Consider the following 25,384-nt stretch of genomic DNA (forward strand, 5'->3'; position numbering starts at 1 on the left):
GTTGTATGGTGCCAAAGAGGAGCTTTTTTGTTGCAGCAAATGGAAATTTCCGAGAGGATTGTTATCCTGGAAACAGGAGCATTACCCAAAGGACATAGTAAAGCGCGTGCTATGTGTTTTGGGTATTTTTTGTTAAAAATGATTGTTATAAAACGAGGCAGCAGAAAGGAGAGTGTTTCATATGCAGAGTAAATTTGAAAAAATAGCGGAAGAAATACTGGAAAGAATAGGGGGAGCAGCAAATATAAGTAATTGCACACATTGTATGACCAGACTGCGGTTTACATTAAAAGATACCAGCCTGGTGAAAGCAGAGGAAATAGAGGCATTACAGGGAGTACTGGGCATAAAAAATGCAGGAGGACAATTTCAGGTAATCATTGGAAAAGATGTGAATGATGTCTATGACTGTGTCTGCAAAATTGCAAATATCAAAACTACAGAATTAGATATTACAGATGGAGAAGAGGCTGGAGAAAAGAAAAAAATCGGACAGCAGATATTAGATTATATCAGCAATGCATTCATACCATTGGTTCCGGCACTGGTTGGTTCCGGTATGTTAAAGGGATTCCTGTCCTTGCTTACTTATTTAGGCTGGCTGGATGCAACCAGCGCAACGTATGCTGTATTGTCAGCAGCAGGAAATGCAGTATTTTATTTTATACCACTTTTAATTGCATATAATACAGCAAAATATTTAAAAGCAAATATTGTTGTTGCAATGGTTATCATGGGAGCGTTGATGGAACCGAATTTTACGGCACTGGCAGGAGCAGAAGACCCATTAACATTATTTGGACTGCCGCTAACGGTAATAACATATTCTTCCATGATTATACCAGCATTAATTATAGTACCTATACAGGCTCAGCTGGAAAAATTACTGAAGAGGTTTATTCCCAAATCAATCCAGTTATTATTTGTGCCACTGATTACCATTTTTGTTATGGTGGTATTGAGTGTATTGGTAATTGGCCCGGCATCCAGTGAATTGTCCAATCTGATTGGAAAGGCAAGCAACTGGCTGAATGATACCAATGCAGTTTTATTTGGAATTCTGGTAGGTGGAACTGTTGGATATCTGACTATTCTTGGTGTACATATGGCACTGGTACCTATTGTTATGTTGAATTTTACAAATATGGGAGCTGACCCGGTATTGGCATTTATGAGTGCAACCTGTTATGCACAGATTGGAGTGGCATTTGCTATCTGGTTCAGAAGCAAAGACAAGGAAGTAAAATCTCTTGCAGGAGCAAGCGGAATTACCGCATTACTTGCCGGAGTGACAGAGCCGATTCTCTTTGGCGTATGTATGAAATATAAACGTTCTTATGCAGTGATTGGTATTGCCGGAGCCCTGGGCGGTATGATAATGGGAATTTTCGGATGTAAGGCAATGGGATTTGTCAATGCAGGAATTTTAGGATTATCCGGATATTTTTCAGATACATTTGGATTCTATTTACTGGCAGCAGCAGTAAGTATGGTCGCAGGATTTATTTTGATGGCAGTGTTTGGATTTGGTAAAGGAGAGAGAAAGGATGCAGCAAGATAAAGGAAGCTTTCCAGATGATTTTCTGTGGGGTGGTGCTGTTTCAGCGTGTCAGACAGAAGGCAGCTGGAATGTAAATGGAAAAGGAGCCAGCATAGCAGACTGTATGGCATTGGGAGATAAGGAGGAGGGGAGAAAATGCTTCCCCTCCTTAGATAAAAAATATATTTATCCATCTCATTATGGAAATCATTTTTATGAGCATTATGAAGAAGATATCAAATTATTTGCAGAAGCAGGATTTCGATGTTTCCGGATGTCTGTTGCGTGGACAAGAATATTCCCAACGGGAGAGGAAGAAACTCCGAATCAGGCAGGCTTAGACTACTATAGAAGCGTGTTTGAAACCTGCAGAAAATATAAGATGGAGCCGATAGTTACAATTCTGCATTATGATCTGCCATTGGCACTTGCAATGAAATATGAAGGCTGGAGTAATCCAAAGCTGATTCCGCTATATGAAAAATATGCAAAAACCATAATCGATGAATATGCAGATCTGGTGGTTTACTGGATTCCTTTTAATGAGATAAACGGCCTGACACTGCCGCTTGGAACAGTATTTGGCGGTGGAATAATTGAAAAAGAAGGATGCAATATTTTGCCGGAACAGGATGACATGGAAAGAAGATATCGGTGTTTGCATCACCAGTTTCTTGCGGCAGCATGGGTAAGTGCATATGCCCATGAAAAATATCCACATATCAGGGTTGGTACAATGATTGCCTATTACTGTACCTATCCTTATTCCTGCAGACCGGAGGATGTAAGAATGGCACAGGAGCATCATAAGATTCACAATCTCTTTTGCCTGGATGTGCGGTTAAAAGGAAAGTATCCATGGTATATGAAAAAATTTTTCCGGGAAAATAAGATTTCGATAACATGCAGTAAAGAAGAGAAAGAACTTTTGCAGAAAGGAACAGCCGATTTTTGTGGATTCAGCTATTATTTTTCGAACTGTATCAGTGGACAGCAGGGATTGGAGTCCTCCATGGGAAACCTGATGGCAGGAGTGAAGAATCCATATTTAAAACAAAGTGAGTGGGGCTGGCAGATTGATGCAGAGGGACTTCGGATTGCTTTGAATGAATTGTATGGAAGGTATGAAGTCCCGCTTATGGTATTGGAAAATGGTCTGGGAGCACGAGACCATATAGAAAATGGAAAAATTCAGGATACCTACCGCATTGCCTATTTAAAGGAACATATAAATGCCGTAAAAGAAGCACTGGAAGATGGTGCGGATGTGAAGGCTTATACGGCGTGGGGATGTATAGATTTAGTAGGTGTGAGTACAGGTGAAATGGATAAACGCTATGGAATTATTTATGTAGACTTTGATAACAAAGGAAATGGAAGTGGAAAGAGAATTCCAAAAGAATCTTATTACTGGTACCGTCAGGTTATAGAAAGCGGGGGGAAAGAGAGTTTATCATATGAGAGAAAGAGATAAAATAAAGCAACAGTTTGAATATTTTGTCCAGGGTCTGGAAAAGAATGATGCGAAGTTCTGGGAGGTGGTCATTGCCAAAGATTGCAGAATGCAGTCGGAAACGGTTGGAGATGCGGAGGGATTTGATGCAGTCAAAGAGAAATTGGTCTGGAGAGGACCAAAGCTGGATTTCAGCCGGTACCGGATTTACAATACATGTATTTTTCAGGAAAAGGATCAGGCGGTGCAGTCGGCATATGTGATTGCAACAGTGGGAGTGAAGGAAGATTATTATTTACACTGGTTTACATTTGGCGGACACTATCTGATAAACTGGATAAAGGAAGATGCGATATGGAAAATGAGTAGTCTGAAATACTGCCATGATATGGAATGCGGAAATACATCCTTTGTCCGTGGATGGTGGAAGTTAATTGATTATGATATCTGGACCGGCTATAAAAAACATCCTGTTATTTCAAAAGAGGAAGCACCATGGCGGGTAATGGACAATGGGGAAGACTGGACAGAGGAAGAAAAGATTGCAGATCTGTTCTGCCGGTATGCATGGGGGATTGATGAGGATGACTTTGAGATTACAGCATCGGTTATGACAGAGACGATTCAGTCGAATATACCGGGAAACTCCTTTGAAGAAAAAAAGGAACTGCTCACTATGCTGCAGGGAAAGCGGAAAAAGGAAAACAGTATGTCGCATGTGGGAAAGATTGTGTCGATAAAGCAAACCGGCAATGAAGCAGAAATGGTGGTATGGCGGTATGAACCGCACAGAATCGGCACAAAATTTACCCATGCTGGTAATATTGATACTATGTTTTATTCGGTAGACTACCTGTGGCACCTGAAAAAAGAGGATGGCAGGTGGTTGGTAACAGGAATCGATTATAATATTGGTGTATTTGGTGAAAAAGATGATGGAAGATACTATCAGTAACGTAGTATAATAGAGAAAACTCATGTGGAGGAAAAAGCGATGCTTGCAATTAAGAAAATCAATAATAATGTAGCAGTATGTAAAGATGGGAATGGTTGTGAATTAATTGCTTTTGGAAAGGGAATTGGATTTCCACAGATGCCATATGAGATAAAACTGGAAAATATAGACAGGACATTTTACAATATCAGCGCACAGTACATGGGACTGATGAATGAACTGCCGATGGATATCATAGAATTTACAATGAAAATACTGCCGGTGGTACAGAGCAAGCTGGATTATGATTTAAATCCAAATCTTGTGCTGACACTGGCGGACCATCTGGCATTTGCAATGGAGCGGGAGAGGAAGAAAATTTATATTGAGATGCCGCTTATTTATGACATGGAGCAGCAGTATCCCATGGAAATGAAATTGAGCCGGTATATTGTGGCACAAATGGACAAAGTATTTCATGTGAAATTAAAAAGAAATGAATTATCAGGAATTGCCATGTCTATCATAAGTGCAAAGATTACATCCGAGCAGAAGACAAATGGAACGGATAAGATTGACTTCGAAGGCGTATTGAAGGATATCGGCCGGATTATAGAAAAGGAGCTTCATATCGTGGTAAATAAAGAATCCTTTGATTATGCCAGATTTGCAACTCATATAAAATATCTTTTGGACCGGATTTGCAGCAAACAATATATTGATACGGATAATATCACACTGTATCAGAATCTCAGGGAAGAGTTTGCGGATATTTCCAGATGTGTGGACTGTATTATAGAATATCTGAATCAGAAATTAGATTGTGAAGTAACAGAAGAGGAAAAAATGTATCTGATTCTGCATGTAAACCGGATTTGCAGTAAGGAAAAATGTGCAGAAGAAACAGAGGATGGGAAAGGAAATAGATAATGTTTTTTAAGAAAAAAGAAAGTGGAGAAGAAATATTTGCTCCGATGAATGGAAAATATATCGAACAGGCACAGATTCCGGATGCAATATTTGCAGAAGGAATGCTGGGAACAGGATGTGGTATCTGCCCGGAAGATGGCACCGTTTATGCACCGGCAGATGGTAAAATCGTTTCTGTGGCAGAAACTGGACATGCCATTGGAATAGAGACACCAAAGGGTGCAGAACTGCTGATTCATATAGGTATGGATACAGTGGAACTGAATGGACAGGGCTTTGAAGTATTTGCAAAAGAAGGGGACAAGGTAACAAAGGGACAGAAACTTATAAGCTGTGATCTGGAATTTGTGAAATTAAAAGGATTTTCTACAGTTACCGCATTGGTTGTCACCAATGCTGCTGAATTTAATGAAATTCATTTTGAAACAGGAAAAACATTTCCTGCCACAGCTTTGCTGGGCGAAGTAAGAAAATAATTTCAGGCGAGTTCCTTATATCCTAATTCATACAGTAAATCATTTACATCTGAGAGTGCACAGTTCCGCTGCAGGGAAAAGATAATCGCGCTGTCCCGTTCTATACGGGCATAGAGAATGGGATATCCGGTGGCTTTTAAAAGATTCTGTACTTCCGTAAAGGATAAATGCATGGCAAAGCAGAGAGCAAGCACTTTGTCTCTGGAAGGACGCTTGCGTCCATCAAAAATCTGATAACAGTAGTTACGGTCAAGACCGCTTTTCCGAATGAGAGAAGGCAGGTCTTGATTTTTTGTATGAATCAGCTGATTGAGATAATCGGAAACAGAGACCTGTACCAGCTCTGGTTCTTCTTGCTCGGTATAATCGGAGAAGGAAGGCGTATTTTTTAAAATATCTAAAAGTTCCTGCGTTGATTTTTTCATTTGGCGAATCCACCCATTTCTGCTATAGTGATATTGATTATCATAGAATGTAGAAGATAAAAATGCAAGAGAAAAAGGGAGTCTGACAGCAATGAGCGAAAAATTATACCAGGAGTTTCAAAGAAAACAGCAGGTGCCATTGACGATATTGGGAGGTAAGATGCCTTATCAGACGCAGCTGGTGCAGGACACTTCCACGGGAAGGATTCTGGTTCAAAAAATTATAAAGAAAGAAAATATTCCCATTTATTGTAAATTACAGAACCTGCAAAGTCCACATCTTGTAAGAATCATAAGCTGCAAAGAGCAGCAGGATGTGGGCGTGATATTAGAAGAATATATCAGCGGAGAAACACTGGATGAAAAATTGCGGCGATATGGGACAATGCCGCCGGAACTTGTCGGAAATTATGCACAGCAGCTGTTGGAGGTGCTGGAGCAGATTCATGCACAGGGAATTGTACATCGGGATATTTCACCGAAAAATATATTGATTTCCACAGATGGAGTTGTAAAATTACTGGATTTTGACATTTCTCGGCAATGGAAAATGAACCGGAATGCAGACACAACGATTCTTGGAACGGTTGGCTTTGCATCTCCGGAACAGTATGGTTTCCTTCAGACAGATGCAACGGCAGATATTTATGCAGTGGGTGTCCTGATGAATGTGATGTTAGAGGGCGTGCTGCCGAATGTACGGCTGACAGGGAAAAAACCATTCCAGGGTATCATAAAAAAGTGCATAGAGATTGACCCACAGAACCGCTACCAGAGTGTCAGTGAACTCAGGCTGGCATTTAAACCGGAGAGACAAATGCCCCAGGGGAAGCAGACGATTCTTCCGGGCTTCCGGACCGGAGTTGTCTGGAAAGAGATACTGGCAGTTTTTATTTATCTGTTTCTGATTATAGGCAGTATACAGTTTATGATGATGTATGGTAAAACGCCGGCCGCTTTTGGACTGGAAGCAATTGCGGTACTTATCTATGCATGGCTGTCCTGCGCGGTGGGATTCAATTTCCTGCTGTGGGATACCAAAGTTCCGGGAATCCGTTCGCTTCAGAAACCGGTACGGATAATCATCCGGATTATCCTGGCACTTATCCTTTTCTATTTTGGAATGCTACTGGAAAATTATGTAAAATTTACGCTGCTTGGGCTGACATCACAATAGAAATTGCCTGGCAGGAAGAGACAGGAAAATGATTGACATAAAAACGATTTAAAAATGTATGCCGTCAGCATACCACAAAACCTTCCGACTCATATATGATTGTCTCATACATAAGATTTATGAAAACGGGAGGCATAAGATGGAAAAAGTAAAGAAACCAATTTATAAGAAATGGTGGTTCTGGGTAATTATCGTTGTAGTCGTATTTGCAATTGCAGCAGGCGGTGGAAGCAGCAAGAAGGATTCGGATAAGAATTCTGTTACAGACACAGAACAGGCAGAGAGCGGCAAGAGCAAAGATACTGATAAAGATGCTGGGAAGGAAGATGCTCCGGAAGAAGATTTATCACAAATCGAGACGGACTATACGCTTGGAGCAGGACATTACACAGCAGGTGTTGACCTTCCTGTTGGTAAGTGCAATCTGACAGCAGTAAGCGGAAATGGAAATGTCAGCAGCAGTAATATGTTTAATGGCGGCATCAATGCAATGTTTGGCGTGGATGATGGGAACGGACTTTATGAATCCTCTTTTAACGGATTGAAAATGAAGGAAAACGTGGAACTTAAGATTTCAGGAGATGTAGTAGTACAGGTCAGCTATACAGAAGTAACCGGAGGCATGAGTGGAAGAGAATATGATGAATCAGCGGCAGTGGAATTAGGCAGTGGCAATTATACGGCAGGCACAGATTTCCCGGCAGGAACTTATACCGTAACAGCTGTGGATGGAACCGGAAACGTCAGCACATCAAATTTATATGATGGTGGAATGAATGAGATGTTTGGAGTAGACGATGGAAATGGTCTTTATACACCAGAAGTGAAAAATGTGGAACTGAGTGATGGCGTGGAATTGAAGGTAAGCGGAGTAAACATTCGCCTGGTGCCAGTGAAAGAATAGTTTGGATTTCAGAAAGCAGAACAGAAAAATATAATAAAAAACAGAATAGAAAAGCACGACAGAAATTGTCTTTGATAAAGAACAAGGCTGTTGTGCTTTTCCCGTTTCACAGGAAATACTACGAGAACTGGAATTCGTCTCTTGAGAAAAATCATAAGGGGTTATACAATAGGAGAAAGTTATAAAAGGTTATAAAAGAATTAAAAAGTTATAAAGAGTTATAAAAGGAGTACACAAAATGACAATCCGTACCGCGCAGATGGAAGATATTGATGCAATTACAGCCGTGGAGACAGAATGTTTTCCACCGGCAGAAGCAGCAACGAGGGAAGAATTCGCAGAACGTTTAAAATATTATAAAGACCATTTCTGGCTGATGTTCGATGGGGGACATCTGGTGGCATTTGTTGATGGCATGGTGACCAGTCAGAAAGACCTTACGGATGAAATGTATGAAAAAGCAGAACTGCATGAGGAGCAGGGGGACTGGCAGATGATTTTCGGCGTGAATACCATTCCGGCATACCGAAGACGTGGTCTGGCAGAGCAGCTATTAAAAAGAGCTATTGCAGATGCAAAAGCCCAGGGAAAAAAAGGACTGGTGCTGACCTGCAAGGATAAGCTGATACATTACTATGCGAAATTTGGATTTGAAAATGAAGGCGTATCAGAGTCTGCCCATGGAGACGCGGTGTGGAACCAGATGCGTCTGACTTTTCAGAAATAAGATAAACAGGAATCAGAGGATATAGAAATTGAAATATCAAAAAGTGATAGAGGGAAAATTTGTAGACCGTCCCAACCGTTTTATTGCGCATGTTAAAATTGATGGAGAACTTCAGACGGTGCATGTAAAAAATACCGGGCGCTGCAGGGAACTGCTGCTTCCGGATGCAGCAGTCTATCTGGAAGTGGCAGACAATCCAAAACGAAAGACAGCATATGATCTGATTGCTGTATATAAAGAAAATTTCGGGCTTATTAATATAGATAGTCAGGCGCCTAACAAGGTGGCAAAAGAATGGCTTGAGACACAATCGTTTGATTTGATCAGACCGGAATATAAATATGGAAATTCCAGGATAGATTTTTATATGAAAAAAGGACAGCAGGAATATTTAATGGAAGTAAAGGGCTGTACTTTGGAACGTGATGGCATTGGTTATTTCCCGGATGCACCGACGGAACGTGGCGTGAAACATTTGCGGGAGCTGGCAGAAGCAAGGAAGGCTGGCTATGAATGTATATTGGCATTTGTAATTCAGATGGAAGGTGTGGAAGAAGTGCGGGCAAATGTAATGACCCATCCTGAGTTTGGAAAAGCATTGGAAGAGGCAGGCGCAGCAGGCGTAAAGATATGGTTTCTTATGTGTAAAGTAGAAAAGGACGGCCTCAGCGTGAAAGACTGGGCTCAGCGTGCAGAAACAGCGGAAACACGATTGCATTCAAATGGTTAATTGCCAAAGGAAGAATAATTAAGGAGAATACAGCGAATGGATTGCAAAGAAGTAAGAGTTGATATGAGGATACCAAATCCAAAAGACCGGGAAGAAAATGTAAGGGCGGCGCAGATTATGTTTCAAATGAACCATACGATGCCTTTTACGGAAGAATATCAGACGCTTTTAAAAGAATTGTTTGGAGAGAACCTTGGAGAGGGAAGCTACGTTGCAGCACCAATCAGTGGTGCCTGTGTCAGTACCATGAAAATTGGAAAAAATGTTTATATTAATTCTGGGCTGCTGGCAATGGCACGTGGTGGAATCGCCATAGAGGATGGCGTGCAGATTGCAGCTAATGTCCAGCTGATTTCGAATAATCATGATCCTTATGATTTGTCGATACTGACCTGCAAGCCGGTGCTAATTAAAAAAGCCGCATGGATTGGCGCGGGCGCAAGCATCCTGCCGGGGGTAAGCATTGGAAAACATGCCATCGTCGGGGCAGCATCAGTAGTGACAAAAGATGTGCCGGACTATGCAGTCGCAGTCGGAAATCCGGCAAGGGTAATAAAGTATCTGGATGCCAGCCGTTTCGAAGAGATATAAGGAATAGATTTTATGGGATGGCAGGCAATATATAGCCAGGAAAAGAGTGCTGCGATTCAATATTGTAATGGTGGGTTCCCATCGCAACCGGGCTACATAGTCGGGAAAAGGGTACTACGCTTCGATGACATTTTTTACTGAGAAGCAGCATAATTAGGAGGAAGAATGATAGCTGAAAAATAGTTGGTTAACAGAAATATCATACTAACGCTAATAATATAGAAGAAATGGTATGAAAAATGAGGGAAAATCTCTTGAAAAGTAAGCTATAAAGCAGAAAAATCATACTTAAAAGAAGATAAAGACAGATTTAGTATGAGAAAAGTAAGAAAAGTTGCGGAAAAATCATACTAAAAGGAATATGTTGCTGCATTTAGTGTGAAAAGATGCCACTTCAATTCCGCTGCGCTCCATCTCAGTCGTGGCTGTCGCCACATGAACGGAAAGATTCAGGCATAAGAACGAGAACCGCAACTTCGATTCCGCTGCGCTCCATCTCAGTCGTGGCTGTCGCCACATCAAAAAGAAAGCTTTCAGCCGTTATCAAATAAATTTGAACAGCTGAAAGCCTTCTTTTTTTCTCTGGCTCGTAGCTTGCACGAAAAATTTGCTTGACAAGTGGCGAATCGGCTTATATACTGAATTAGTGTGCATACAAATGCACATTTATCAAATAATAGCACAGGAGGTGAAAATAATGCCAACATTTAACCAGTTAGTAAGAAAAGGACGTCAGACATCTGTTAAGAAGTCTACTGCACCTGCACTTCAGAAGGGCTACAATTCTTTAAAGAAGAAAGCAACTGATACTTCTGCTCCTCAGAAGAGAGGTGTTTGTACCGCTGTTAAGACAGCTACACCTAAAAAACCTAACTCAGCTCTTAGAAAGATCGCCAGAGTACGTCTTTCCAACGGAATCGAAGTAACAAGCTACATTCCAGGAGAGGGACACAACTTACAGGAACATAGCGTTGTTCTTATCCGTGGTGGTCGTGTTAAGGACTTACCAGGTACAAGATACCATATTATCCGTGGAACTCTTGATACAGCAGGAGTCGCTAACAGAAAACAGGCTCGTTCCAAATACGGCGCTAAGAGACCAAAAGACGCTAAATAAGCTTAGCGCACACCAATAGTATCACAAACAGAGCTAAAGGTAAGTGTTGGAATTATTGTCACATACGATATATTTCCGCACGAACACATTTTAGAGAGACACATGTGAGTACCGTTGAATTAATCGAAACAAATACTACATGACAGGCACAATGACCTGTGATGCAAAACATGATTAAGGAGGGAAGTAACGTGCCACGTAAAGGACATACTCAGAAAAGAGACGTATTAGCAGATCCGATGTACAATAACAAAGTGGTTACCAAGCTTATCAACAACATTATGTTAGATGGTAAGAAAGGTATTGCACAGAAGATTGTATACGGTGCATTTGACAGAGTTGCAGAGAAGACTGAGAGACCAGCTCTTGAAGTATTCGAGGAAGCTATGAACAACGTTATGCCAGTACTTGAGGTAAAGGCTAGACGTATCGGTGGAGCAACTTACCAGGTACCTATCGAAGTTAGACCGGACCGTCGTCAGGCTCTGGCTCTTCGTTGGCTTACACTGTTTTCACGCAAGAGAGGCGAGAAGACAATGGAAGAAAGACTGGCAAATGAGATCATGGATGCAGCAAACAATACTGGTGCATCTGTAAAGAAAAAAGAAGATATGCACAAGATGGCAGAAGCAAACAAAGCTTTCGCACACTATCGTTTCTAATCAGAACGAGAGCATATTTTTTCGGTTAAGAAAATTAGGAGGAAAAAACCTTGGCTGGAAGAGAATATCCGTTAGAGAGAACCAGAAACATTGGTATTATGGCGCACATCGATGCTGGTAAAACAACGTTGACAGAGCGTATCCTTTATTATACCGGTGTTAACTATAAGATTGGTGATACTCATGAAGGTACTGCTACCATGGACTGGATGGAGCAGGAGCAGGAAAGAGGTATTACCATTACTTCAGCCGCTACGACATGTCACTGGACTTTGGAAGAGTTTACAAAGCCAAAGAAAGGTGCTTTAGAGCATCGTATCAATATCATTGATACTCCTGGACACGTAGACTTTACGGTTGAGGTTGAGCGTTCACTTCGTGTACTGGACGGCGCTGTCGGCGTGTTCTGTGCAAAAGGTGGAGTAGAGCCTCAGTCAGAAAATGTATGGCGTCAGGCTGACACATACAACGTACCTAGAATGGCATTCATTAACAAAATGGATATCTTGGGTGCAAACTTCTACGGAGCTGTTGATCAGATTCGTACAAGATTAGGTAAAAATGCAATTGTTCTTCAGTTACCAATCGGTAAAGAAGATGATTTTAAGGGAATTATTGATTTATTTGAGATGAAAGCTTACATCTACAATGATGATAAGGGAGATGATATCTCTGTAACAGACATCCCGGATGATATGAAAGACGACGCAGAATTATATCATACCGAACTGGTTGAGAAAATCTGCGAGTTAGATGATGACCTTATGATGCAGTATTTAGAGGGAGAAGAGCCATCTGTTGATGATATGAAGGCTGCCCTCAGAAAAGGTACCTGCGAGTGTACAGCAGTTCCGGTATGTTGTGGTTCTGCTTACCGTAACAAGGGTGTTCAGAAATTATTGGATGCTATCGTAGAATATATGCCAGCTCCAACAGACATCCCAGCTATTAAGGGTGTTGACCTTGAAGGAAATGAAGTAGAGAGACATTCATCTGATGATGAACCATTCTCCGCTCTTGCATTCAAGATTATGACTGACCCATTCGTAGGAAAACTTGCATTCTTCCGTGTTTACTCTGGTGTAATGAACTCCGGATCTTACGTACTGAATGCAACAAAAGATAAAAAAGAACGTGTAGGCCGTATCCTTCAGATGCATGCAAACAAGAGAGCAGAGCTTGAAAAAGTTTACTCTGGAGATATTGCAGCAGCCGTTGGATTTAAGTTTACAACTACTGGTGATACCATCTGTGATGAACAGCATCCGGTTATCTTAGAGTCCATGGAATTCCCAGAGCCAGTTATCGAGCTTGCTATCGAGCCTAAGACAAAAGCTGGACAGGGTAAGATGGGTGAAGCTCTTGCAAAACTTGCAGAAGAAGATCCTACTTTCCGTGCTCATACAAATACAGAAACAGGACAGACCATCATCGCTGGTATGGGTGAGCTCCATCTGGAAATCATTGTTGACCGTCTGCTTCGTGAATTCCACGTAGAAGCAAACGTAGGTGCTCCACAGGTTGCTTACAAAGAGACATTTACAAAGCCAGTTGATCAGGAATACAAATATGCAAAACAGTCTGGTGGACGTGGACAGTACGGACACTGTAAAGTTAAATTCGAGCCGATGGATGCCAACGGAGATGAACTCTTCAAGTTTGATTCTGCAGTTGTTGGTGGTGCTATTCCTAAGGAATACATCCCTGCAGTAGGCGAAGGTATCGAAGAAGCTACCAAAGCTGGTATCCTTGCAGGATTCCCAGTAGTAGGTGTTCATGCTACCGTATATGATGGATCTTACCATGAGGTCGATTCATCTGAGATGGCATTCCACATTGCCGGATCCATGGCTTTCAAAGAGGCTATGGCAAAAGCAGCTCCTGTAATTCTTGAGCCAATCATGAAAGTTGAAGTTACTATGCCGGAAGAGTACATGGGAGATGTTATTGGTGACATTAACTCTCGTCGTGGACGTATCGAAGGTATGGATGACATCGGTGGTGGAAAAATGGTTAAAGCATATGTTCCACTTGCTGAGATGTTTGGATACTCAACAGACTTACGTTCCAGAACTCAGGGACGTGGTAACTACTCAATGTTCTTCGAGAAATATGAGCAGGTTCCGAAGTCTGTACAGGATAAGATTGTTGCATCTAAAGCAAAATAATAAAAATGCTTGAAAAACTCGCAAGTTTTTTATATAATCAGAAATAGCCGAGTGACTTATTAAAATGTAAAAATAAGCGCCCAGAAAGGGCATAAAATTAAGGAGGACGTTTTAAAATGGCAAAAGCTAAGTTTGAAAGAACCAAACCACATTGTAATATCGGAACCATTGGTCACGTAGACCATGGTAAAACAACTTTAACAGCAGCTATTACAGCAGTTTTAGCAGCAAGAGTTGCAGGTAATACAGCTACAGATTTCGCTAACATCGATAAAGCTCCAGAAGAGAGAGAAAGAGGTATCACTATCTCTACAGCTCACGTTGAGTATGAAACAGAGAAGAGACATTACGCACACGTTGACTGTCCTGGACATGCTGACTACGTAAAGAACATGATTACCGGAGCAGCTCAGATGGACGGCGCTATCCTTGTTGTTGCTGCAACTGATGGTGTTATGGCTCAGACAAAGGAGCACATCCTTCTGTCTCGTCAGGTAGGTGTACCTTACATCGTTGTTTTCTTAAACAAATGTGATATGGTAGACGACCCAGAGTTAATCGAGTTAGTAGAAATGGAAGTTACAGAGCAGTTAGAGGAATATGGTTTTGAAGGCTGCCCAATCATCCAGGGTTCTGCTCTTAAAGCTCTTGAAGATCCTAACGGACCATGGGGCGACAAGATCATGGAATTAATGGATACTGTAGATAGCTATATCCCAGATCCACAGCGTGATACAGATAAACCTTTCTTAATGCCAGTTGAGGACGTATTCACAATCACAGGTCGTGGTACTGTTGCAACAGGTAGAGTAGAAAGAGGAACATTACATCTGAATGACGAACTTGAAATCCTTGGTGTTAAGGAAGATGTTCAGAAGACAGTTGTAACTGGTATCGAGATGTTCCGTAAACAGTTAGACGAGGCTCAGGCTGGTGATAACATCGGTGCACTTCTTCGTGGTGTTAACCGTGACCAGATCGTTCGTGGACAGGTTCTTGCTAAACCAGGTACTGTTACTTGCCACAGAAAATTTACAGCTCAGGTTTACGTTTTAACAAAAGATGAAGGTGGACGTCATACACCTTTCTTCAATAACTACAGACCACAGTTCTACTTCAGAACAACTGACGTAACTGGTGTTTGTGAATTACCAGCAGGTACAGAGATGTGCATGCCTGGTGATAACGTAGAAATGACTATCGAACTGATCCATCCAGTAGCTATGGAGCAGGGTCTTACTTTCGCTATTCGTGAAGGTGGACGTACTGTAGGTTCAGGACGTGTTGCTACAGTTATCGAGTAATCTTTGCTCTTGCAATGAATTGCTAAAATAAGTAAAATTAACCCGGAGAGTGTTCGCACTTCTCCGGGTTTTTTGCAACTTGCACACAACCAACAGAGGGAGACATTATGGTTACTTGTAGAGACGTCAATAATTTGGATCTGGATGGAGTAGAACTGCTGACAGGGGAAGTAGGACTGGACAGAGTGGTGTCCTGGACATATTTTGTGCAGACGAAGCCCTATGAAGAGCATATGAATCCTGGCAACTTCGCACTGATTGTAGTGGATTATCTGCGGTTTGACATCGAGAAGACCTTTGAAACAATGGTAGAATTGAATGCACTGGGAATTTCCGGGCTTGCAATATCGATTGTGGATGACCGGGAGAAGATTCCACAGAAAATGATAGACAAGGCGGTTGAATTGAAATTGCCACTGTTCTATGTCCGCTGGGAAGGCGCAACCTTCGTGGATATTGCACAGAGTATCGGGCAGCTGATACTGGAAACCAATATTACAAATAAGCGTACCGGGGACTATTTATATAATCTACTGTTTGGATATGAAGTAAATGATAAATATATTGAAAAAATATCCAGCCAGTTTGGACTGGCTTTCGACCGGGCGTACCGGGTTGGAATCATTGTAATTGACCGGAAATATGGAATTAACCTGGAGCAGGATGAGCATACTTATCTCTATTATACGGACTGTCTGAACCGGGAAGTAATGCATATGGAAAATCGTCCGATGTATATGCGTTTCTTAAATAAATTTGTGCTGCTGTTTGAGGCAACGGAGGATAAGGAGACAGAACGGCAGATTGAACAATTGCTAAAGAAGCTGGACAGCCGCCCGCAGTTTGCCGGGCTGATACACAGTACCTGTATTTTAGGCGCAGCTTATACGGATCCGTCTGAATTTGGCAAGAGCTATCAGGAAGCAAAAAATCTGATTCCAAAGAAAGATTATCTGCCGAATCCTACTAATAAAAAAGTGCTTAGTGCCAGTTCCATGGGCATTTATAAATATATGTTTAACAATGGAAATCAGCAGGAGATACTGGACTACTGCAATGACAAATTAAAGAAGCTTGAGATGTATGACCAGACCAATGGGGCATTTCTGGTGGAGACACTGCTGACATATTATATGAGTGGATTTAATGTGGGAAAGACAGCAGAGGCTTTGTATATCCATCGGAATTCTCTGCAGTACCGCCTGAAGAAGATAGAAGAAATACTGGAGGTTGACCTGGAAGATTCCATGGAATATCTCGATATTGTAAACTGTATTCTGGTAAAAAGATTGATGTTTAATTAAGATGCTGTGCAAATTGCACAATCAAATTGTGCAATTTGAAAGTTGAAAAGAAGAAAAAGAAAGTATACTATACTGTCTATCAGCAAAGACGCTTTGAGAGAAAGAAATCTCAAGCGTCTTTTTTGATACTCTAGAGAAACAAAAAGTCGGCTTCACATTTGCATTTAAGGAGGAACATATTATGAATAAAAGAAAATTATTAGCATTGGTACTGACAGGAGTTATGGCAATATCTACATTGGCAGGATGTGGTTCATCAGATACAAAAACATCCGATACAGATGTGAAAACCTCAGAGACAGCAGAGACATCTGATAAGAATGTATTAAGAGTTGGAATGGAATGTGCATATGCACCATTTAACTGGACACAGGACAGTGATACAACACCGGATGGAAGCAAGGCGGTTCCGATTTATGGATCTGACTATTATGCATATGGATATGATGTGGCAGTAGCCCAGAAGCTTGCTGATGAGATGGGAATGGATTTAGAAGTTCATAAAGTAGAATGGTCTTCCATTGGAATCTCATTAGATGCAGGAGATTATGATGTAATCATTGCAGGAATGGGAAAAACAGCAGAAAGAGAAGCTTCTTATTCATTTACAGAACCATATTATTACAGAGATAACTGTATCGTAGTAAAAAAGGGAAGTGCTTATGAAAATGTAAAAGGACTTTCTGATCTGGCAGGAACCGGATGTAAAGTAACAACACAGTTAGGAACCGGCTGGGTACCTCTTTTGGATCAGATTGAAGGTGCAGAGCAGTCAGGAAATTATGAGACAACATCCGAATGCTTCATGGCAATATCCAATGGTGTTGCAGATGTATGTGTCGTAGATTTGCCAACCGCACAGTCAGCAGCACTTACCAATGATGACCTTGTGATTATCCAGTTAGATGAAGATGATTCTTTCACCGGTGATGATGAAATGGTAAATGTATGTATCGCTACCAGAAAAGATGATACCGCATTAAGAGATAAAATCCAGGATGCAATGGATGCCATTGGCTGGAATGATAAAGCCAAAATGGATGAGCTGATGGATACTGTTCTGACACAGCAGCCGGCAGCAAACTAGAAATATTTCCAGCGTGAGCTGAGTAACAGATAAAGTGAGGTAGAGAAATATGTTAATAGAAAATCCGAGTAATTCGTTAGAGTGGATGATATTTTTAGCCCAGAAATATGCAAGTATGTTTATCAAAGGAACCTGGCTTACGCTGGAAATTGCTGTAATCGGAACGCTGGTTGGTTTTGTGTTAGGTTATATTGTCGGACTTGTAAATGATGCAAAAATCAGCGAGGGTGATAATGTTTTCAAGAAGCTTCTGATGCGGCTTTTGAAAATCATTTTTACCGTATATGTGGAAATCTTCCGTGACACTCCAATGATTGTTCAGGCAATGATTGTATACTATGGAATAAAAATGCTGGGAGTAGAAATGACACCGGTATTTGCAGGTATTGTGGTAACGGTATTAAATACCGGAGCTTACATGGGTGAGACAGTACGTGCCGGAATCGGCTCCATTGATATGGGCCAGCGTGAAGGCGCATGGGCAATGGGAATGTCGCCATTTAAGACAATGTTGTATGTGGTATTGCCACAGGCATTTAAAAATATTATCCCGGAGATGGCAAATACTTTCCTGACAAACCTGAAGATGACATCCGTATTAAATGTAATTGCAGTACAGGAACTTTTCATGGCTGCAAAAACAGTCGGAGGAAATTATTACAAATACTTCGAGTCATACCTGGTAATTGCAGTGATTTACTTTGTATTGTGCTTTGTCTTTGATAAGATTTTCAAATTCATTGAAAAGAAAATGCAGGGCAAGACAGATTATGCACTGGCAATTGAGTATATGGATAATCAGTAGGAGGAACGGATATGGGAGAGACAGTAATTTCAATCAAGGATTTGAGCAAATCATTTGGGAATCATGAGGTTTTAAGAAAAATAGATATTGATATAGAAGCAGGAGAAATTATCTGTATAGTTGGTTCTTCCGGTTCCGGAAAGTCAACGCTGCTGCGGTGTATCAATAAACTGGAGCGGCAGACCTCCGGTAAAATCCTTTACCATGATAAGGAAGTCCGGAATGTACAGAAGGACATCAATGAATACCGCTCCAGGGTGGGAATGGTATTTCAGTCCTTTAACCTATTTAACAATATGACTGTATTGCAGAACTGCATGCTCTGCACCAGAAAGGTGCTTCATATTTCCAAAGAAGAGGCATTTAACCGGGCAATCACACATTTAAAGGATGTAGGAATGGCTCCTTATATCAATGCAAAACCATCACAGCTTTCCGGAGGACAGAAACAGAGGGTTGCCATTGCAAGGTCTCTTTGCATGAATCCGGAAGTACTTCTTTTCGATGAGCCGACTTCTGCACTGGACCCGGAAATGGTAGGAGAAGTATTAAATGTTATGAAAGAGCTTGCCAAGACGGGACTTACAATGATTATTGTTACTCATGAGATGGCATTTGCAAGGGATGTGTCCACCAGAACCATTTTCATGGATTCCGGCTATGTGGCGGAGGATGCAGCTCCATCCGAACTGTTTACCAATCCGAAAAATCCGAGAACACGGGAATTCTTAAGTCGTTATTTAGCAGGTTAAAGGAGGACAGAAAATATGGAGAATTTTGTAATAACCTTTGCAAGAGGATTCGGAACAGGCGGAAAGGCGATTGCTTCCCAGCTGGCAAAGGAGTTAGGTATTCACTGTTATGAAAACCGAATCTTAACGCTGGCAAGCCAGCTCAGTGGACTGGATGAGAATATTTTTCAGGAAGTAAATGAAAAAATGAGGGAGACCAGTGGATTTTCCAGCTTTTTAAGAGGGCTGCCACGATCAAGACGTTACATTTCCAGAAATGAAAAATTCGTATCGGATGACAAGCTGTTTGAATATCAGAGTGAAATTATCAAAGATCTGGCAGAAAAAGAGTCCTGCGTTATTGTCGGAAAATGTGCCGACTATGTACTGAAGGGCAAGCCAAATGTGGTGAGTATCTATATTGAAGCACCGAGAGCATTCTGTGTGAACCGTACCATGGAAAATATGGGTGTGAGCGAAGAGGTCGCTAATGCAACCATAGAGCGGACGGATAAATTCCGGGCAGATTATTATGAATATTACACACACGGAAATTGCTGGACAAACCCGGTCAATTATGACATGACATTAAACAGTGAGCGGGTCGGCGTGCAGAACTGTGTAAAAACCATTGAGCAGTACCTGATTATCAAAGGGCTGATTACACCGGATATGATACATCCGGCAGGAGAATTAAAATAAGAGTTTTTGAGAAGGGTTCGAAATGAAAGTTTGAAATGAAAAGTTCACAATAAGAACAGAGTTGAAAAAATAGAAAAAGACAGAGAAAAGCAGGAACACCGAAACTGGAACGGAGCTCCTGCTTTTTTGCGGCAATAAGAAAATGCTGGTGGCAGCTTCTGCAGGGATTGTTTTATTGCGAACAAATTGGATTTTATATATAATGAAGTAAAACAACTCGGGAGAAAAATTGATGGAAGCAGGAATGATTACAACAGTGCTTTTGGTGGCATGTGCAACTATATGTATTGGCGTTGGCATCTTTTATTTTTTTATTAATAATACGAAAAACAAGGGGCGGATTTGTATCCTGCTTCTGGGAATAGGAGGAGGAATCTGGGCACTGGGTTCAGCATTGTATGGAAATTGTACAGATGACAGATTGGCACAGAATTTCTTTTGCATGACAATTGTGGGCTTTAATTTATATGTCATTGCGATTGTAATTTATGTGGCGTGTCTGACTGGTGTAAAAATAAAGGGATATGGTCTGATGGTTGGATTAGGAATACTGACATCTCTGGTGGATGGTGTTTCTTTTGGAAGTATGCGGATCCGCCATTTTTACAGGGTCAATGGAAGAACCTGCTTTACCACAGAATTTCATGGCAGCGTGTTTTATCACTGGATGTATATTATGCTTTGCTTTTTGTGCTGCATCTATATTGTACTATATTGGTCGAAGAAAATTATGCGTAAAAGTCAGAGAAAATATGTGGCATATATCATTCTGGGAAATACAATTATGCTTCTTTCGGCAATTCCGGATACGGTTCTGCCATTTTATGGAATTAAATCTTATCCCAGTTCGGTTTATGGCGTAACAGTTTCGTTTTTAATGACTGTATTTTTTAGTATCCGGTATGATACTTTTGGAATATCAAAATTAACAGTTTCAGATTATCTGTTTAATCAGATTGACTATGGTGTGATGGTATATGATTATCAGAGAACACATATTTTACATAATACAAATGCAGAAGTGTTGTTTGGAGCAGAAGTGGAACAGCCTTTTGAAGAACTGGTAGCCTGCGAGGGCAAAAAGGAAGAATTTGCAGAACAGCTTTATCAGGGGAAATTAGAGCACTGCAAGGTGAAATGCCTGCAGGGCAATCAGATTTTATCGGTAACGTCTTCGATGGTCTGCGATGAATATGGCGAGATGCAGAACACTATCGTAACACTGGTGGATATTACTTACGAAGAAGGACTTTTAGAGCGGCTACGGGTGTCAGACCGGGCGAAGACCGATTTCCTTACGAATATGTCCCATGAAATCCGTACGCCAATCAACGGTATTATGGGAATGAACAGTCTCCTGCTCCGGCAGATTGATACGCTGCCAAGAGAGAAGATTGCAGAGTATGCAGGAAATATGCAGCGGGCCAGCAGAACCCTGCTTGCTATTGTAAATGACATTTTGGACATTTCCAAAATTGAATCCGGAAAGATGGAGCTGCTTTGCGAGGGTTATGAGCTGGCTTCTCTCATTAACGACTGTTATACGATAGTTGCCTCTAACTGCAAGAAAAAGAATCTGGATCTGTATATGGAAATTGATGAAAATCTTCCATCCATTTTATATGGAGATGATGTCCGTATCCGCCAGATTGTAAATAATTTTCTGTCCAATGCGGTAAAATATACCAAGCGTGGTCATGTAATTTTAAAAATTTCTTATAGCAGGATAGATGAGGAAAATATTAATCTGCGTATCGATGTAAAGGACAGTGGAATGGGAATCCGGAAGAAAGATATGGAGAATCTTTTCCAGAATTTTACCCGGCTGGAGGAACATAAGAACCGGAATATTCAGGGAACCGGACTGGGACTGAGCCTGACGAAACGTCTGGTAAATATGATGCACGGAAAAGTGCTGGTAGAAAGCCAGTATGGAGAAGGCTCAACGTTTACCGCAATCATACCGCAGAAGGTCATCTGTGAAGATGACATTGGCGATATGAAACAGATTTTCGAAAAATATGAGCTTTCTGTCGGTGCTATGATGCCGGTACCTCAGTTTTCCGGTGTGAATATCCTTGTGGTGGATGATATGGAAATGAACCGCATTGTGGCAAAAGAGATGCTGCTGCAGACCGGTGCAATCGTGGATGTGGCAGGCAGTGGAGAAGAAGGTCTGACTCTGATGAAAGAGCAGCACTATGACCTTATTTTCATGGATCAGATGATGCCGGATATGGATGGCATTGCTACCTTTGAAGAAATGAAGCGAATGAATCATCAGAATAAAACTACACCGGTAATTGCCATGACAGCCAATGCGGTAAAAGGAGCAAAAGAAATGTATCTGCAGCATGGATTTGCAGATTATATTTCCAAACCGATTTTCGAAGAGAAGATGTGGAAGATACTGGAACGTTTTCTGGCGGATAAGCAGACAGATATAAAGGCAGAGCATAAGATTGCAGCAGAAGAAAGCATCGAAACAGAAGAAAGTCTTGAAACAGAAGAGAATCTCGAAACAGAAGAGCTTTGGGATAGGGAATCATTACAGGAGCGTTTTCCATACCTTGACACCGAGCAGGGAATGTCCGTATGCATGGAAGACGAAGATTTTTATTTTAAGATATTAAAAGTTTATCTGAAAGATGAGATGGTGGATACCCTACAGCAGGATTATGAAGAAAAAGACTGGGTGCAGTATCAGATTCATGTGCATGGACTGAAAAATACGTCCGCAAATATCGGTGCCATGGAGTTGTCCGAACAGTTTAAGGGATTAGAGTATGCCATCAAGAATCATGACATTCCGGATACGGATTATATCCGAAGTCATCATGATAAAGTAATGGAGGCATACCAGGAGCTCTTGCGGCGGCTGGAGCGGGATGTCTGAGAAGGAGGAAGACAAACATGGTAAAAATCGACTTAATTACCGGCTTTTTAGGTTCCGGTAAAACAACATTTATAAGAAAATATGCCCGGTATCTGATGAAACAGGGCATGAATATTGGAATCTTGGAGAATGACTATGGCGCAGTAAATGTGGACATGATGCTGCTGCAGGATTTGATGGGAGATAACTGTGAGCTGGAAATGGTAGCCGGAGGCTGTGATAAGGACTGCCACAGAAGACGTTTTAAGACAAAGCTAATCGCCATGGGCATGTGCGGATATGACAGGGTGCTGGTGGAGCCATCCGGAATTTTTGATGTGGACGAATTCTTTGATGCATTGCGGGAAGAACCGCTGAATCAGTGGTATGAGATTGGAAATGTAATTGCAATCGTAGATGCCAAGCTGGAAAAAGAGCTGTCCGATGAGGCAGATTTTATTCTGGCATCAGAGGTGGCAGATGCAGGCTGCATTCTATTAAGCCATGCCGATGAAGCTACAGAAGAAGAAATGGATGCAACGGTTGCACACATCAACGAAGCCTTGGAGAAGATTCACTGTAAGAGAAGACTGGGAAAAGAGATTCTGCGTAAGAGTACACCGCAGCTTACTTCGGAAGATTTGCATCGGATTATGAGCAGTGGCTATGTAATGGAAAATTATGAGAAAATGGATCTGGAGGAACACTCCGGCTTTGAGTCACAGTATTTTATGAATGTACCTATGACGGCAGAAAAATTGCAGAAGGTCGCAAAAGAAATCTTAGAAGACAGCTCCTGCGGAGCAGTATTTCGGATTAAGGGATTTATAAAAGCAGAAGATAATTCTTGGATACAACTCAATGCTACCCACAACGGAGTGCGGATGGAACCGATTCAGGAAGGTCAGGAAGTCATTATTGTAATCGGAGAGCATTTGCAGCGGGATAGAATCGAAGCATATATCGGAGCGGAGAGTGTATAAAGATAAAACGATACTATAGTGTACGAATGAATAATACAAATGTACAATATAATACACAAAGTAACACAATATATTCTATTAATTCTAACGAACAGACTGAAAAAAGCAGAAAAAACAGGAAAATGCGACTTTTTGTAAAAAAATATTGACAGGGCAAAAAAGACGTGATATTGTATAACTGTTCAAAATAATAGACAAACAAAAGCGAAGGCGCTTACCAATCGGTAAGTGCCTTTTTTACTTTACAGGAAATTGCTTTCCTGTAAAGTAAAAAACGCTCCGCGAGGATGCGCACTGCGGCGTATAAGGTAGATGTCGCAAGCGACCGACGCAGGCGCGAGAATGTGCCGGGGCACATTCATTGTTCCGTCGATTGAACAAAACAAACCGGTTTAAAGAGAAAACAAAAAAAGAGTAAAGAATATGTCAAGGAGGATTCAATTATGAAATTAAAAGACACAGGATTAAGCGTACAGGACATTAAAGATAAAGTAAATAAATATATGATTGAAACATATGAGCGTTTTGATTTTCTGGCTGAGACAGCAGAGGGCATGTACCTCTATGATGAGAAAGGAACACCATATCTTGACTTCTATGCAGGAATCGCTGTTAACAATGCAGGAAACCGTAACCCGAAGGTAGTAGCAGCAGTCAAAGATCAGGTAGATGATATCATGCATACCTTCAACTATCCATATACCATTCCACAGGCACTGTTAGCAGAAAAAGTTTGTAAGACCATTGGCATGGATAAAATTTTTTATCAGAACTCCGGAACAGAAGCAAACGAAGCAATGATTAAAATGGCTCGTAAATATGGAATTGAAAAATACGGTCCAAATAAATATCATATCGTAACTGCTAAAATGGGATTCCACGGAAGAACATTTGGAGCAATGTCAGCAACCGGTCAGCCGGGAAATGGCTGCCAGGTAGGATTCGGACCAATGACTTACGGATTCTCCTATGCACCATACAATGACCTGGAGGCATTTAAAAATGCATGTACCGAAAATACAATCGCAATCATGATTGAACCGGTACAGGGTGAAGGCGGAGTACATCCGGCAACCATGGAATTTATGAAAGGCTTAAGAGAATTCTGTGATGAAAAAGGAATGCTCTTATTATTAGATGAGGTACAGACCGGATGGTGCAGAACCGGAGCAGTAATGTCTTATATGAATTATGGCGTAAAACCGGATATCGTATCTATGGCAAAAGGTCTTGGCGGCGGAATGCCAATCGGTGCAATCTGTGCAACGGAAGAGGTCGCCAAAGCATTTACTCCTGGTTCCCATGGAACAACCTTTGGTGGACATCCAATCAGCTGTGCAGCAGCTTTAGCTGAGGTAGGAGAGCTCTTAGACAATGACTTAGCCGGAAATGCAAAGAAGATGGGAGATTATTTCTCAGCAAAATTAGAAAAATTACCACATGTCAAAGAAGTAAGACATCAGGGCTTATTAGTTGGTGTAGAATTTGATGATACCATTTCCGGTGTAGATGTAAAACATGGCTGCTTAGACAGAAAGCTTCTGATTACAGCTATCGGTGCACATGTCATTCGTATGGTGCCGCCACTTATCGTATCCGCAGAAGAATGCGACAAGGCATATGCAATCATTGAAGAAACGGTAAAATCACTGGAAAAGTAAGAAATTTAGGAATCCGTGTCCTTCAAACCGGGCACTGGAAGAATAAAAGAAAAATAAAAAAATAAGAAACAGAAAAGACGAGGATGTCACAGAAAATA

23 protein-coding genes are annotated in these 25,384 nt (G+C 41.3%); 22 read left to right on the forward strand and 1 reads right to left on the reverse strand.

Annotated elements, in window-relative coordinates:
* Positions 1–181 precede the first annotated feature (181 nt).
* Genes DWV68_RS00340 through DWV68_RS00360 form a run of 5 tightly spaced genes read left to right on the forward strand, consistent with a single transcriptional unit; the run spans position 182 to position 5,333 of the window.
* Positions 182–1,561: a PTS transporter subunit EIIC gene (locus DWV68_RS00340; protein WP_118056668.1), complete on the forward strand. Its 1,380-nt coding sequence runs from the start codon at positions 182–184 to the stop codon at positions 1,559–1,561.
* Positions 1,548–3,014 carry a glycoside hydrolase family 1 protein gene (locus DWV68_RS00345; RefSeq protein WP_118664685.1) on the forward strand — a complete coding sequence of 489 codons (1,467 nt, stop codon included), beginning with the start codon at positions 1,548–1,550 and terminating at the stop codon, positions 3,012–3,014. Before DWV68_RS00340 ends, DWV68_RS00345 begins: the two co-directional genes overlap by 14 nt.
* Positions 2,998–3,948 carry a nuclear transport factor 2 family protein gene (locus tag DWV68_RS00350; RefSeq protein ID WP_118056666.1) on the forward strand — a complete coding sequence of 317 codons (951 nt, stop codon included), beginning with the start codon at positions 2,998–3,000 and terminating at the stop codon, positions 3,946–3,948. Before DWV68_RS00345 ends, DWV68_RS00350 begins: the two co-directional genes overlap by 17 nt.
* 39 nt (positions 3,949–3,987) lie before the next feature.
* Positions 3,988–4,857, forward strand: coding sequence for a PRD domain-containing protein (locus DWV68_RS00355; protein ID WP_117697257.1), 870 nt, complete (start codon positions 3,988–3,990; stop codon positions 4,855–4,857).
* The gene (locus DWV68_RS00360; protein WP_117841448.1) at positions 4,857–5,333 is read left to right on the forward strand and encodes a PTS sugar transporter subunit IIA; all 477 of its coding nucleotides are present in this window, start codon (positions 4,857–4,859) and stop codon (positions 5,331–5,333) included. The genes DWV68_RS00355 and DWV68_RS00360 overlap by 1 nt, the downstream gene beginning before the upstream one ends.
* Before the next feature lie 2 nt (positions 5,334–5,335).
* Here the strand turns inward: DWV68_RS00360 and DWV68_RS00365 are convergent, their stop codons facing one another.
* Positions 5,336–5,758 (reverse strand): hypothetical protein, encoded by a 423-nt coding sequence (locus DWV68_RS00365; protein ID WP_118056665.1) that lies wholly within the window; start codon positions 5,756–5,758, stop codon positions 5,336–5,338.
* A 91-nt stretch (positions 5,759–5,849) separates the two neighbouring features.
* Between DWV68_RS00365 and DWV68_RS00370 the strand changes: the two genes are divergently transcribed.
* The 17 genes from DWV68_RS00370 (at position 5,850) to DWV68_RS00450 (ending at position 25,286) form a co-directional block, all read left to right on the forward strand.
* Positions 5,850–6,935, forward strand: coding sequence for a serine/threonine-protein kinase (locus tag DWV68_RS00370; protein ID WP_118056664.1), 1,086 nt, complete (start codon positions 5,850–5,852; stop codon positions 6,933–6,935).
* Between the two features lie 139 nt (positions 6,936–7,074).
* On the forward strand, positions 7,075–7,839 hold the full coding sequence (locus DWV68_RS00375; RefSeq protein ID WP_118056663.1) for a hypothetical protein: 765 nt from the start codon (positions 7,075–7,077) through the stop codon (positions 7,837–7,839).
* Between the two features lie 238 nt (positions 7,840–8,077).
* Positions 8,078–8,566, forward strand: coding sequence for a GNAT family N-acetyltransferase (locus tag DWV68_RS00380; RefSeq protein ID WP_118056662.1), 489 nt, complete (start codon positions 8,078–8,080; stop codon positions 8,564–8,566).
* Between the two features lie 28 nt (positions 8,567–8,594).
* Positions 8,595–9,296: a DNA/RNA nuclease SfsA gene (sfsA, locus tag DWV68_RS00385; RefSeq protein ID WP_117841444.1), complete on the forward strand. Its 702-nt coding sequence runs from the start codon at positions 8,595–8,597 to the stop codon at positions 9,294–9,296.
* A gap of 36 nt (positions 9,297–9,332) precedes the next feature.
* Complete coding sequence (locus DWV68_RS00390) at positions 9,333–9,887, forward strand: acyltransferase (protein ID WP_117697243.1); 555 nt, start codon at positions 9,333–9,335, stop codon at positions 9,885–9,887.
* A 697-nt stretch (positions 9,888–10,584) separates the two neighbouring features.
* Positions 10,585–11,004, forward strand: a complete 420-nt coding sequence (rpsL, locus tag DWV68_RS00395) for a 30S ribosomal protein S12 (RefSeq protein ID WP_022242941.1) — start codon at positions 10,585–10,587, stop codon at positions 11,002–11,004.
* Between the two features lie 191 nt (positions 11,005–11,195).
* Positions 11,196–11,666, forward strand: a complete 471-nt coding sequence (gene rpsG / locus DWV68_RS00400) for a 30S ribosomal protein S7 (RefSeq protein WP_207659146.1) — start codon at positions 11,196–11,198, stop codon at positions 11,664–11,666.
* A 50-nt stretch (positions 11,667–11,716) separates the two neighbouring features.
* Positions 11,717–13,834, forward strand: a complete 2,118-nt coding sequence (gene fusA / locus DWV68_RS00405) for an elongation factor G (RefSeq protein WP_117841443.1) — start codon at positions 11,717–11,719, stop codon at positions 13,832–13,834.
* A gap of 116 nt (positions 13,835–13,950) precedes the next feature.
* Positions 13,951–15,138, forward strand: a complete 1,188-nt coding sequence (gene tuf, locus DWV68_RS00410; RefSeq protein WP_117697235.1) for an elongation factor Tu — start codon at positions 13,951–13,953, stop codon at positions 15,136–15,138.
* A 107-nt stretch (positions 15,139–15,245) separates the two neighbouring features.
* The gene (locus DWV68_RS00415; RefSeq protein WP_242988671.1) at positions 15,246–16,442 is read left to right on the forward strand and encodes a helix-turn-helix domain-containing protein; all 1,197 of its coding nucleotides are present in this window, start codon (positions 15,246–15,248) and stop codon (positions 16,440–16,442) included.
* Between the two features lie 181 nt (positions 16,443–16,623).
* Positions 16,624–17,529 (forward strand): transporter substrate-binding domain-containing protein, encoded by a 906-nt coding sequence (locus DWV68_RS00420; protein ID WP_197420785.1) that lies wholly within the window; start codon positions 16,624–16,626, stop codon positions 17,527–17,529.
* Between the two features lie 49 nt (positions 17,530–17,578).
* On the forward strand, positions 17,579–18,334 hold the full coding sequence (locus DWV68_RS00425; protein WP_117841442.1) for an amino acid ABC transporter permease: 756 nt from the start codon (positions 17,579–17,581) through the stop codon (positions 18,332–18,334).
* Positions 18,335–18,345: 11 nt separating this feature from the next.
* Positions 18,346–19,086: an amino acid ABC transporter ATP-binding protein gene (locus DWV68_RS00430; RefSeq protein ID WP_022243679.1), complete on the forward strand. Its 741-nt coding sequence runs from the start codon at positions 18,346–18,348 to the stop codon at positions 19,084–19,086.
* Positions 19,087–19,101: 15 nt separating this feature from the next.
* Positions 19,102–19,767, forward strand: coding sequence for a cytidylate kinase-like family protein (locus DWV68_RS00435; protein WP_118056661.1), 666 nt, complete (start codon positions 19,102–19,104; stop codon positions 19,765–19,767).
* 232 nt (positions 19,768–19,999) lie between these two features.
* Positions 20,000–22,663 (forward strand): ATP-binding protein, encoded by a 2,664-nt coding sequence (locus DWV68_RS00440; protein WP_118664687.1) that lies wholly within the window; start codon positions 20,000–20,002, stop codon positions 22,661–22,663.
* Positions 22,664–22,680: 17 nt separating this feature from the next.
* Positions 22,681–23,625 carry a GTP-binding protein gene (locus DWV68_RS00445; protein WP_118664689.1) on the forward strand — a complete coding sequence of 315 codons (945 nt, stop codon included), beginning with the start codon at positions 22,681–22,683 and terminating at the stop codon, positions 23,623–23,625.
* Between the two features lie 443 nt (positions 23,626–24,068).
* A complete protein-coding gene (locus DWV68_RS00450; protein ID WP_117697227.1) occupies positions 24,069–25,286 on the forward strand; it encodes an aspartate aminotransferase family protein in 1,218 nt (405 codons plus the stop codon).
* Positions 25,287–25,384 lie beyond the last annotated feature (98 nt).

The sequence above is a fragment of the Roseburia sp. AF12-17LB genome (assembly GCF_003479605.1).
GTDB lineage: Bacteria > Bacillota > Clostridia > Lachnospirales > Lachnospiraceae > Roseburia_C > Roseburia_C amylophila.